This is a genomic window from Archangium primigenium (genome assembly GCF_016904885.1).
Classification (GTDB): domain Bacteria; phylum Myxococcota; class Myxococcia; order Myxococcales; family Myxococcaceae; genus Cystobacter; species Cystobacter primigenius.
In genome coordinates, this window is record NZ_JADWYI010000001.1 from 4680231 (window position 1) to 4692575 (window position 12345).

General features: G+C 67.1%; 7 protein-coding genes. All 7 read left to right on the forward strand.

Features of this window, described 5'->3' with window-relative positions:
- The first annotated feature begins 7 nt into the window (after window positions 1-7).
- The 7 genes from I3V78_RS19460 to I3V78_RS19490 all read left to right on the forward strand — a co-directional run bounded on the left by I3V78_RS19460 (window position 8) and on the right by I3V78_RS19490 (window position 12183).
- A complete protein-coding gene (locus I3V78_RS19460) occupies window positions 8-1132 on the forward strand; it encodes a P-loop NTPase family protein (protein ID WP_204489962.1) in 1125 nt (374 codons plus the stop codon).
- Window positions 1125-1670 (forward strand): hypothetical protein, encoded by a 546-nt coding sequence (locus I3V78_RS19465; protein WP_204489963.1) that lies wholly within the window; start codon window positions 1125-1127, stop codon window positions 1668-1670. Before I3V78_RS19460 ends, I3V78_RS19465 begins: the two co-directional genes overlap by 8 nt.
- Entirely contained in the window at window positions 1667-2263 is a 597-nt protein-coding gene (locus I3V78_RS19470) for a hypothetical protein (protein WP_204489964.1), read from the forward strand. Before I3V78_RS19465 ends, I3V78_RS19470 begins: the two co-directional genes overlap by 4 nt.
- Window positions 2260-5958: a BREX-2 system ATPase PglY family protein gene (locus I3V78_RS19475; protein WP_204489965.1), complete on the forward strand. Its 3699-nt coding sequence runs from the start codon at window positions 2260-2262 to the stop codon at window positions 5956-5958. The genes I3V78_RS19470 and I3V78_RS19475 overlap by 4 nt, the downstream gene beginning before the upstream one ends.
- Complete coding sequence (gene pglZ / locus I3V78_RS19480) at window positions 5955-8732, forward strand: BREX-2 system phosphatase PglZ (protein WP_204489966.1); 2778 nt, start codon at window positions 5955-5957, stop codon at window positions 8730-8732. Before I3V78_RS19475 ends, pglZ begins: the two co-directional genes overlap by 4 nt.
- The gene (gene brxD / locus I3V78_RS19485) at window positions 8729-10042 is read left to right on the forward strand and encodes a BREX system ATP-binding protein BrxD (RefSeq protein WP_204489967.1); all 1314 of its coding nucleotides are present in this window, start codon (window positions 8729-8731) and stop codon (window positions 10040-10042) included. The genes pglZ and brxD overlap by 4 nt, the downstream gene beginning before the upstream one ends.
- Window positions 10043-10128: 86 nt before the next feature.
- A complete protein-coding gene (locus I3V78_RS19490; protein ID WP_204489968.1) occupies window positions 10129-12183 on the forward strand; it encodes a DEAD/DEAH box helicase in 2055 nt (684 codons plus the stop codon).
- Window positions 12184-12345 lie beyond the last annotated feature (162 nt).

A 12345-nucleotide genomic window follows, 5' to 3' on the forward strand; every position in this document is an offset into this window, starting at 1 on the left:
ATCCCTGATGCCGCACATTCCGGTTCGCCCCGGCGCGACCGAATACGTGCGGCGACCTGGGGGCGCCAGCGAGGAAATCGCCAATTGGATTCTGGCGAACCGTTCGCCGGTGTTGCTCGGTGGACCCGCCGGAGTTGGAAAGAGCACCGAGCTCGCGCGCGCGGCGCAGCTGCTCCAGCCGCATCGCGTGGCATGCCTCATCCCGCTTGACCGCTGGGAGAACATGCGACGTCTCGGTCCCGAGCAGATGCTCCAACGCATCGCGGGCCGCGTTGCATATGTCGCGAAGGAGACACTCCACCTGTCGTTGTCGGAGGGGCTCTTCGAGGAGTCGCAGAAGAGCGTCAGCAGCCGCTGGAGCCCCGCCGGCCTCGCGCGGCTGGTGCTCGTCGAAGTCGCGCGGCTTTCCAGGCAAGGGCGCGTCACGTTGCTGCTCGACGGCCTGGAGAAGGTGCCCGAAGGTCCGGCGTCGATGGAGCTGTTCGATGCGCTTGCTGCGCTGCCGGAAGAGGTGGAGTTGGTCGCGGTCATCCCCTGGCATGCTGCCTTCGGTCCTCACGCGGAGACCATCATCCGGGCGGGTGAGCGCTTCGTGTCCGCGCGAGCTGTCGAGGTCGACGGCGAGCGCGGTCGCGAGGGTCGCGCCTTCTTGCAGAACGTACTCCTTCGTCGCCTACAGCTCCCCGAGGAGGTGCTCGATCCCGGTGATGCCGAGACGTTTGTATCGCTTGGTCTCCCCTGGGATGAGGAGCGTGCTCGCGCCGCCGCCAGAGGAAGCCTCGTCGCCGATGCGGCGATGGCCAGCGGAGGCATCCCTCGCATCTTCCTTCAGCTCATGGCGGATGCCGCCTCGTACGCGAAGCTTCGTCGAGAAGGAGATTGGCCCATCGTCGAGGACCTGAAGGACGCCTGCACGGACCAGATCGACACCTTCCGTCGCCTCTTGCTTCCGGGAGATACAGACGAAGCGCGGAACGCTGTGGGTACCGACGGTCGCGAGCTGGAACTGAGCCGCAAGATTCGATTGATGGCGCACGGCATTCTTCTCGAACGCGTGAGGGAGCAGGTGCCCGTGCTCGAGCTTCACCCCCTGGCGCACATCGCGATTGAGCGGGGAGGCAGCCGTGCGTGATCCCGTTCAGGCGATGATCAACGCCATCGAACGAGACGAGGGCGGGGTCGCGATTGTCTGGTGCCCCGACCTCGGCCTGCGAGAGTGGCTCGTCGGCGAGGTCGAGAGCCTCGCCGCGGCGGGAGCCAATCCCGTGCGCAAGGACGACGTCGAGGGCGCCCTGACAGAGCCCTCGCGTCTGGTCCTTCTCGTCCCGGCCAACGAGCGTGAGGTCGTGCTCGACCTCGATGCGAGCCGTGATCGCTTGCTCGAAGCGCCCAGGCGCACCCAGCCGATTGTCTTGTTCCTCGTCCGAGAGGGCGACGGGCAACGCGCGCTCGCGGCGGAGGCCATGAGCCTCGCGAGTTGGGTGGGGGGGAGTGATGCCGATCCCGACGCCCTCGCCCAAATCGATGTGAAGGAGGAGCGCGAAGCGTTCGAACGCGACCTCGGCACGTCGCCGGAGGAATGGCTGAAGGCCTGGCGAGTTGGCGCTCATCCCAACACCGCGGAGAACTTCAGGATGGCCTATCGCGCCATGCTGCTGGAGGCGACGTGAAGACCTGGGTCGAGCTGTACACGAGCCATCGCCAGGTTCGCGCCGGGCCGCCGACGTGGACTGGCGAGGTTCGCAAGAGGCTCATCGCGCTTGCCGAGGCCGGGCATTGCGACAAGAGCATTCGCGGTCGCTTCAGCCAGCAGCGCTCGGGGGAGCTCGTCGAGTGGTCCATTCGGAAGGACAACGCCCAGGCGGCCGAGCCGTTGACCGGACTTGCTGACTTGAAGACGGCCCAAATCTCGGTCCTCGGATTGGTCAGCCGGAAGGGGCATCTCCACTCGTTCACCGTCTCCGTCGAAGGGAAGCGAAGCGATGGCTCGAGCTGGGCGGTCGCGGTGCATCTCCCCGACGACCGGGAGACCGAAAAGAAGCCCAACGGCGATCGCCAGGGTCTGGGGGCGTGCAGTCACGCCGCCCTGCACTGTCATGTGGGCCCTGATCTCGACACCGGTCCGGAGGTCCGTGTTCCGCTGCCGGCGCTCACCCCAGGCGAAGTGCTCGACTGGGTCCTCTCGCAGCTCGTGCCCACCCAGGCATTCGAACCCGCGCCGTGGCCCTCGGTTCTCGACGCCATGAAGAAGGCTTCCTCATGACACGCATCCACGACCTCCTCGATCTGCCGGAAGCCGTTCGGAAGGGCGACTTCGTCCAGGACCTCACGGGTGGCATCGCTCAGCCCGAACGCACGGTGAAGGACTACGCGATCACGCCGAAGATCGTGCAGACGTTCGAGCACGCGCTGTCGATCATCGGCAGCGCGCTGCGCGACAGTCGCAGCCAGGCGGCGTACCTGCACGGGTCGTTCGGCGCGGGCAAGAGCCACTTCATGGCGCTGCTCGACCTGATGCTCGCGGACCACCCGGCGCCGTGGCGTCGTGCCGAGCTGCACGAGCTGCGTGGCAAGAACCCGTGGATCGGAAAGAAGAAGCTGCTTCAGCTCCCGATTCACATGCTCGGCGCACAAGACATGGAGTCGAAGATCCTCGGCTCCTACGTCGCTTGGGCTGCCAAGCACCATCCCGATGCGCCCGTTCCCGCAGTGTACGCGGACCAGGGGCTCTTCGACGATGCACGGCGCCTGCGCATCACGCTCGGGGACGACACCTTCTTCGGCAAGCTGAACGGCGGAGTCCAGCAGGCTGCGACCGGCTGGGGCAAGCTCGCCGAGAAGCGCAAGTGGGATGCTGCATCGTTCGACGCCGCGGCCTCCGCCACCTACGTCGGCGAGAGTGATCGAGACGCGCAGAGCCCTCGCGCCAAGCTGTTCAGCGACCTCGTTCGGACGTTCTTCACGTCGTGGACGTCGCAGCAGGGACGTTTCGTTGACCTGGACACCGGACTTGGCGTGATGAGTCGGCATGCCAGGTCGCTTGGCTTCGACGCCATCGTGCTCTACCTCGACGAGCTGGTGCTGTGGCTTGCCGGCAACTCGAGCGATCTCCCGTTCGTCGGGCGGGAGGTTCAGAAGATGGTGAAGCTGAAGGAGGCGCAGGATGCCGATCGCGCCATCCCGATCGTGAGCTTCATCGCGCGGCAGCGAGACCTATCGCAGTTCCTCGGTGAGCAGGCGCAGGGCGCGGTGCGCACGGAGCTATCGCGCAACCTGTCCCATCACGACGGGCGCTTCGAGACGGTCACCCTCGCCGACAGCAACCTCCCGGCCATCGTCGCTCATCGCGTGGTTCGTCCCAAGGATGACTCAGCGGCGCAGCGCCTCGCCGACGACTTCGCGAAGACGTGGCGCGCCGCGGGGCAGGCGCAGAGCGTGCTGATCGGCAGCGAGGGCGATGAGGCCGACTTCAAGAAGGTCTATCCGTTCTCCCCGGCGCTCGTCGAAGCGCTCGTCGCTTTGTCGGACTGCTTGCAGCGCGAGCGCACTGCGATCCGCATCTTGATGGAGCTTCTGGTCAACCATCTGCCGGACCTCGAGACCGGCCGGGTCGTGCCCGTCGGGGACGCGTTCGACGCCCTCGCGGAGAGCGAAGACCCGATCGACGACCCGGTGATGAAGGCGCGCTTCGACCGCGCCCGCGACCTCTATCGCGAGAGCTTTCTCCCCATCATCCGTCGCCAACACAACACGGACACGCCCAGCGCATGTCAGCGCCTGCGGGAAGACCACGACCGCCGGCTCGGCTGCAGCGGCTGCACGCAGCGCACGTGCCGCAACGACAACCGCCTCGCGAAGACGCTGCTCATGGCCGCGCTCGTCCCCGAGGCCAGGCCGTTCAAGGGGCTCACCGTCAAGCGCCTGGCTCACTTGAACCACGGGACCATCGCCTCGCCGATTCCCGGCGCCGAGATGCAAGTGGTCGCGCAGCGGCTGCGAGACTGGGCGAGCCAGATCGGTGCGCTTCGCCTGGGCGAGCAGGCCGATCCCGAGGTGAGCATTCATCTCGCTGGCATCGATCTCCAGCCGATCCTCGCGCAGGCCGCGGAGGCCGATACGCCGGGGGCCCGGAAGGCCACGATGCGGCGCCTGCTGTTCCAGGCGCTGGAGCTCAACAGCGATGGCACTGTGGTCGAAACCGAGCTGACGTTCTACGGCACGCGCCGGAAGGGGCGCATTCGCTACGGTAACGTCCGCGAGATGGACGAGACCACGTTGACCTGCCCGCGCGAGCTCGAGTGGCAGCTCATCGTCGACTACCCTTTCGATGAGCGTGGGCATGGCCCCGACGAGGATCTCCGAACCGTCGAACGCTACCGGGACTCGCGGCCCGCCGATGCACCGCCGAACCCGACCGTGGTCTGGCTGCCGACGTTCTTCTCCCACTCGCTCGAGCGCGAGCTCGGCGAACTGGTGGTCCTGGAGCACATCCTCGACGGGGATGCTCGCAAGTACCTCGGTCACCTTCGCGTCGAGGATCAGTCGACCACGCGCGCGGACCTCGCAAGCCTTCGCGCGCAGAAAGAGGCGCTGGTCAAGCGAACGCTCGCGCAGGCCTACGGGCTCGCGATGGCGAATGACAGCGCGTTCCTCGACCAGTCGCGCACGGTTGATGAGCACTTCATCCCGCTTCTCGGTGACCTCGACATTCGCACCGTCCTCGCGGGCACCATGAAGGAAGGCTTCCGGCAGGTCGTCGATACGATGCTGTCGAAGAAGTACCCGCATCATCCGCGCTTCGACGGCACGGTGTCGGCGACGCGCATGGAGAGGGTGGGGGCGCTCGTCGAGAAGCTGCTCGACGAGCGTGAGCGCCGCATGAATGTGGAGCGCGGCGAACGTAACGACCTCCGCGCGTACGCCGATCCGCTCGGCATCACGGAGACCGGCGACGTTGCGGTGCTGCTTCGGGAGCGGTCGTTCCAAGACATCGAGCAGCAGCGGCAGCAGGCCGGCATGGACACGCCGACGGTCGGTAACGTGCGAGGCTGGCTTGATCCGCAGCGGACGCGTGGGCTCCCGCCGGAGGTGCAAGACGTCCTCATCTCGCTGTATGCATCGTGGAGTGGGCGAACCTTCCGGCGCGATGGTCGCAGCTTCGCGCCCCCACGTCCCGGGCAGTTCCCCGACGACGTCGAGCTTCTGCGTCCCGAGTTGCCGACGCTCGCCGAGTGGACGGAGGCCCTGAACCGAGCCGGAGACCTGCTCGGTGTGGCGATTGGAGGACGAGCGCTGGGTGCCCGCAACCTGTCGGCCTTCGCGGACAAGGTGAAAGAGGCGCTTGCCCGTGTTCGCGACGCGAGAGACCTGCCGGCCGCGCTCGAACCGAAGATTCGTGACTGGGCCGAGCCCGGAGATGCCCCGCGTCTGGCTACGGCACGAGCATGTGCCACGTTGCTCGAGCTGCTGGGTAGCGGTGACGGAGCTTCGATGGTGCGCGACCTCGCGAGCTTCGCGCCGACGACGTCCCTCACCGCGATGGAGCGGAACTTCAGGACCGCCGCCGCCTCGAAGCGCTTGCTCGAGGAAGATGCGCGCTGGATCGTCCTTCGACAGGTGAAGGGGCTCCTTGGCGATGCCGAACGTGGCGAGCGCGCGAAGTTGCTTCTTCAGGACCTCGCCGCGCTGCTCACCGCTGACGAAGTCAACAAGATGCTCGCCGACGGTCTTGCTGATCTGACCCGGCGTGCGGACGAGCTGCTGCGCGTCCCCACCCCCAAGCCGCCGCGCCCGCCGGTGCAGGATGAGGAGATCGTCCTCGAGGAGTCGAGCGACCTCGGCGACGCGCAAGCTGCTGCCGATGCGCTGCGGAAGCTTGCGAAGCGCCTCGAAACCGAGGGCAAGGGAGCGTCGCGCATCGTCATCAGGATCACGGCCTGGAAGCGGAGGCCGGAATGACGGAGTCGCCGCTCCTTTCGGAGGCTGACGTTCGCTTGGAGGTCGAGCGGCTCTTTCGTCGCGACCACCGTTCGCGTCTCCTTGCGCTCTTCGGCCGAGGTCAGCCGGGGCGCTTCGAATTGGATGGCCTCGCTTGGGAAATCATCCCGACGGCCTGCGAACTCGAGCTGCGCTCGAAGTTGCCGGCCCCTGGAGAGAAAACGTCGTCGGGGAGCGTGTACCTCGTCGACTGGGCCGAGGACGCGCTTCCGCTCGACGTTTCCTGCCGGCTCGCGGGCGGTCGCATCTATCACGTCGCTCGTGACGCCCGCCTCGCTGCGCTGTTCGGCGCACGTCAGGTGGACCCCGGACTCTCCTCGACGGCGCTCGCACGGCTCGTCCTCTCCGGTACCATCGAGGGACTTCTCAAGATCACGGGACTTCGGCTGACTCGCAGCGGGCTTTGGCTGCGCTTTGTCGAGGCGCGGTTCGGCATCCCGGAGCGCGCACTTGAGGGGCCCTCCGAGTGGCTTCGCTGGGTTCGCGGTTCGGACGCAGGGCCTGCATTCGCTCGCGCATGCGAGACGGACGATCTGCTGCGGGCGGTGCGGCGCGAGGCACTCGACTGGATCGAGGAGTGCCTTGGACCCGTAGGAGTGTTGGGGTTCCGCGCGTGGGAGCTCGGTCTCGTCGACAAGGCACTTCAGGCTCTGCTGCTGTTGGTGGCGGCAGAGCAGCACCCCGATGCGTATTTGCGCGGCCTCGTCAGCGGTCAGGTCGCGAGCATCGCGCCCGGACTCGCGAGTGAAGTCCGAGCTGCGTACGCTGCGGGGGGGGCGCCGGCGCTACTGGAAGCCGTGCTGTCCGTGGAGAGCGCTGAGGATCGTCGCCTGCTCGACGAAGCAGAGCAGCATGCTGTCGGCGGTGGCGCTTCGGCGCTCGCTACGGCGAGCGAGTGGTTGCCGGCCGGTCACAAGGCACGCGAGGCAGCTCTCGCCGAATCCCTGTTGGCGTTCGTCGATGCGCCGAGTCCCGAGACGCTAGAGGCGGTGCTCGCGGCCTTTGAGCACCTGAGCGCCCATCGGTTGGATCGGGCGATTCGTCGTTCGGAACACGTCGAAGCGCGGCGAATGGCGGCGCGGCTTGCCGCGTGGATCCTCGGGCGACGCGTGCGGCCGCAACTCGCCGAGCATGGCACCACGTGGCAGGCCGCCCTCGACCTCGCCCGGCGCTATGCCGAGGAGGGAGGCTTCCTCGACTGGGCAAGGCAAAGTGTACGCGGAATGCGCGGCGCAGGCGAAGAGCTGATGGTGGCCGTTCGCCGACTGCTCGACGCGGTGGATGCAGTTGCGCGAGCAGACGACCAACGCTTCGCACAGGCCTACGTGGCCTGGGTAGATGCCGGAAAGCCGTCGAGCGAGGTGCTCCCGATCGAGCACGTCACGAAACGTGTCGTGGCCCAGTTCCTCAAGGGCGGCGAGCACCGACGGCTGCTCCTGGTCCTCATGGACGGCATGAGCTACGCGGCGGCCGTCCAGGTGCTTCAGCGGCTGCGCGATCAACGTCGATGGAGCCCGATCGCGTGGCGTGTGCCTGGCTGGAACGGGCAGCTGCCGATCCCGCCCGTGCTGGCTGCCGTTCCCACGTTGACCGAGGTGAGTCGGGCCGCGCTGTTCGCCGGGGTGGCTGATCCGCGCTTCGGGGACCAAGGCACCGATCGAGACGACGCTCGCTGGGCGGAGAATCCGCATGTTCGAGAGCTGGTGGGGGATGAGCCACTCACGGTGTTCTTCCGGCGCGATATCCACGCGGGGCACGCGCTCATCGACGAGGTAAAGCAGGCCATCGCCAGCGATCACCGGGTCGTCGCCGTAGTGGTGAACGCCATCGACGAGCAGCTCAAGGGCAGCCTGCAGGTCGCGGTCGACTACAGCCGAACGCCCATTCTGCCGCTCGAGGCGCTCTTGAGCGCTGCCGATGGCGCGGAGCGCGCCGTCCTCCTCGTTGCAGATCATGGCCACGTCGCCGGCGATGCGATGCGTGTCGCGGCTGGCCGCCTTCCTCAGGGGAGTACGGGAGGAGCGCGTTGGCGCGCACTGGCCGAAGGCGAGCAGCCGCAGGCCGACGAAGTGCTCTTGCCGAGGACGTCGTGGAAGCCGCGCGGGGCGGCGGGGGTCGCCGCGCTTTGGGACACGTCGGTCGCGAACCGCGCGCCCCATTACGGAGAGCACGGCGGGCTGTCGTTGGCCGAGGCGGTTGCTCCTGCGTTCTTGATTGGACCCGAGTGGCTGGACCGCGTTGTTGGCGAGGATGTCGAGCTGTCGTGTCGCGTGCTTCCTGAACCTGACTGGTGGGCGCTAAAAATCATACGATTGGCAGCCCCGCCCGCTGCCATCCAGCCGACGCAGACCGCGCCTACCACGAAGCAGTTGCAACTCATTCCCGTGGAGCCCGCGAAGTCGGCCTTGGCGCCGCCTCACGCTCCGAGCGAGCCGGACCTGGTGGTGCGGCTCAGACAGTCCAAGCTCTTTGCGCAGCAGGTTGCGGGCGTGCTGAAGCCCGAGATCGAGCGTGTGCTCACTTGGCTCGGTGTGCTCGTGGGGGCGGGTGGCAGCATGACCGCCGCGGACTTCGCCCACGCGTGTGGCGTGCGTCCCCATCAGGTGGGCGGCGTCGTTGCGCGGATGGGTGTCCTGAACGCCGACGGCTTCGCCATCGTTGAACACGACGTCGCCGGCCGCCGAGTCGTTTTGCAGAAGGCAAGGCTCCTCTCGCAGTTTGGAGTGACCGAATGAGCGCGCCGAGCGTGCTGCTCCGCAAGGACGTCACCGAGGCGCTGCGCCGGGGAACGGTACCGCGTCGAGGTCTCGACTTGTTTGCCGTGGGGACCGACCGCTTCGCTGTCTCGCTGCGCGAGGAGCTCGAACGCTGCGCGACTGGCGGGGCCGTGTTCAAGGCGCTGCGAGGCGACTTTGGCTGCGGCAAGAGCTTCACCGCCCGCTGGTATCAGCAACAGGCGCTCGCACGCGGCTTCGCCGTCGCCGAGGTTCAGATCTCGGAGAACGACACGCCGCTGCATCGGCTGGAGACAGTCTACCGAAGAGCCACCGAGGGCTTGCGAACCTCCGAATGGGACACGGGGGCGTTTCGCGCGATCATCTCGCAATGGCTGATGGGCCTCGAAGAAGAGGTCTCACGCTCGCTCCGAGATCCAGACGACATGAAGGCGCTGGCTGCGGGCGTGGGCGAGCTGCTCGAAGCACGCCTCAAGGACGTGAGCGCGGTACAGCCGCAGTACGCGGCGGTACTTCGTGCCTACCACACAGCCGAGGTGGCTGGGGACCATGCGCTGGCCGAGGGGCTCATCGCCTGGCTGATGGGTCAGCCGAACGTCAGCGCGGACATCAAGCGGCAGGCGGGCATCAAGGGCGAGGTAGACCACACGGGTGCAATGGGCTTCCTGCGGGGCCTGCTCGCTGTCCTCCATCAGTGCGGAAGGCCAGGCCTGATGCTCGTTCTCGACGAGGTGGAGACCATCCAGCGGGTTCGCTCCGACAGCCGAGACAAAAGCCTGGAGGCGATCCGAAAACTCATTGATGACCTCTATGGCGGTCGGTTCGCAGGGCTGTACGTGCTCATCACCGGGACGCCCGCCTTCTTCGATGGGCCGAACGGAGTGAAGCGACTGCCGCCGCTCGCCCAGCGACTGCACGTCGACTTCTCTGGCGACGCCCGCTGGGACAACCCGCGCGACGTCCAAGTACGGCTGTTCCCGTTCGACCATGAGCGCCTGGTCGAGGTGGGTCGTCGCGTGCGCGACCTGTATCCGACGGACGCGCCTGACCGCATGAAGGCCCGCGTCTCCGACGCGGTGCTCTCCGGGTTGGCGACCGAGGTCGCGGGAAAGCTCGGTGGCAAGGTCGGCGTGGCGCCCCGCATCTTCTTGCGAAAGCTCGTCGCGACCATCCTGGATCGTGTCGACCTCTTTCCCGAGTTCGACCCGAGCAAGGATCTCGACATCCGCATCGATGCGCAGGAGCTCACGCTCGAGGAGCAGGCCGCAGCCGCCGGCAAGAAGCCGGATGACATCGAGATCAGCCTGTGACTACCTCGCGAGACGCCATAGACCGCCTGAGCCCTGCTGTTCGCTACCAGATAGCGAACGGCCTTGGGTGGAGCGGTCTGCGTCCCGTGCAATCGCTCTCGACCGAAGCGATCCTCGACGGCGCGAACTGCGTCGTGCTTGCGCCTACTGCGGGAGGCAAGACCGAGGCAGCGTTCTTGCCGTTGCTCTCGAAGATGGATGTCGAAGACTGGCGCGGCGTGTCGGTGCTCTACGTGGCGCCGATCCGCGCCCTGCTCAACAACCAGGAGGCGCGGCTTCATCGTCTCACCGGCCTCATCGGCAGGCGTGCCGGCAAGTGGCATGGCGACGTCAAGGAGCCCGCTCGCCGACGCCAGGTGGACGAGCCGCCCGACGTGTTGGCGATCACGCCTGAGTCACTCGAGGCGATGCTGCTCAGCGCTCGCACTCCGGTACGGCGCTTCCTTGCTCATGTTCGAGCCGTCGTCATCGACGAGGTCCACGCGTTCGCGGGCGACGATCGTGGTGCCCACCTCGTGGCGCTCTTGGAGCGCATCTCTCGAATCGCCGAGGCCGACATCCAGCGCATCGGCCTCTCGGCGACCGTAGGCGACCCTGAAGCCATTGTTGCATGGCTCAGCGGCAGCAGCTTGAGACCGCAACGGATCGTTGACCCTGGTGGCGGGCGGAAGCCGCCGGAGCTTGCGCTCGACTTCGTCGGCTCGCTCGATAACGCCGCGTTGCTCATCGATCGCCTGTATCCGGGGACGCGGCGGCTCGTCTTCGTTGATAGCCGTCGGCGCGTCGAGGAACTTGGCCATCGTCTCTCCCAGCGAGGCGTGGATGTCTACCTCTCGCACTCGTCGCTCGCGCTCTCGGAGCGGACGGCCGCCGAGAAGGCATTCGAGGAGGGCACAAACTGCGTCATCGTCGCGACGTCCGCGCTCGAGCTCGGCATCGACGTCGGCGATCTGGATCATGTGATTCAGATCGACGCGCCCAGCAGCGTGTCGTCCTTCCTGCAACGGATGGGGCGCACGGGGCGGCGTGCCGGGACGAAGGCGAACTGCACCTTCCTCGCGACCGATGACGACGCGCTGCTGCGCGCTGCTGCGATCATCGACCTGTTCAGGAACGGCTACGTCGAACCAGCAGGACCGTCGTCGTGGTCGCCGCATGTTCTGGCGCATCAGGCCATCGCGCTGTCGATGCAGGAGCGCGGAGCCGCCGCGCATGCCTGGTGGAGCTGGCTCGAAGGCTGCGCGGCGTTCCGCGAGGTTTCGGCGTCAGAGCGCGAGGCGATCGTTCGACACATGGTGGACAACGACATCCTGATCGAGGCGGATGCACGCCTTGCTCTCGGCGCTCGGGGCGAGCGGCTCTACGGCGCACGCAACTTCCTCGAACTCTACGCGGTGTTCTCGACCCCGCGCGTGCTCCGCGTGATGTACGGCCAGACGGAGGTCGGCGTCGTGGATGCGGCTTTCTTGCAGGACAAGGAGCGCCAGAGCCCGAACTTCGTGCTCGCGGGCCGGCCGTGGCGAATCGTCGGAGTCGACTGGAAGGGCGGGACCTGCTCGGTGGCGCCTGCGGAGGCGGGTAGCTATCCACGTTGGTATGGACAGCCCGTAACCCTGGCGCGCTCGCTCTGTCAGGCCATGCGACGAGTCCTGCATGGCTCGGAGCACGATGCCTCCTGGTCGAAGCGGGCGGTCACAGCCATCGAGGCTCAACGCGCCTCGCATGCATTCCTCGATGATGCACCGCTTCCGCTCGAGCAGGGCTCGGACGGTCGGTGCCGGTGGTGGACGTTCGGCGGTGGCGCAGGCAACCGCGTTCTCGCGGGACTTCTCGAAGCGGAGCTCGGGGCGCGCGTGTCGCCGGGCAACACCTTCATCACGTTTGTCGACGGCGCCGCCGAGAGCATGGTCGCGATTCGGCAGGCCATCGATGCGCTCGCCGCGCGCGCACCGCTCGGCTGGGCCGATGGTGCTCGCCTGGTTGACCCCGACCAGCGATCGCGCGTGTCGAAGTTCCAGCCGTGCCTTCCGACGGAGATCGAGCACGGGCTCATTGCGCGGGAGACGATGAGCGTCGACGACGCGAACGAGACCCTCGCGGCGTGGAAGCGCAGCGCATCGAACCCCGAGGGCGGTGCATGACAGGCTCAGCCTGGCGCGTTCGTGCCAGAGTCCGGGATGCCGCTCCGCGTCCTCCCCAATCGCCAGAAAGGGGCTGGCCAGTCAACCAGAAGCCGACCTGTCCAGCGCGAAGGCCCTCCGCTGTTGTCGTGCCCGCCGAAGGTCGAAGGTCGCGGAAACGTG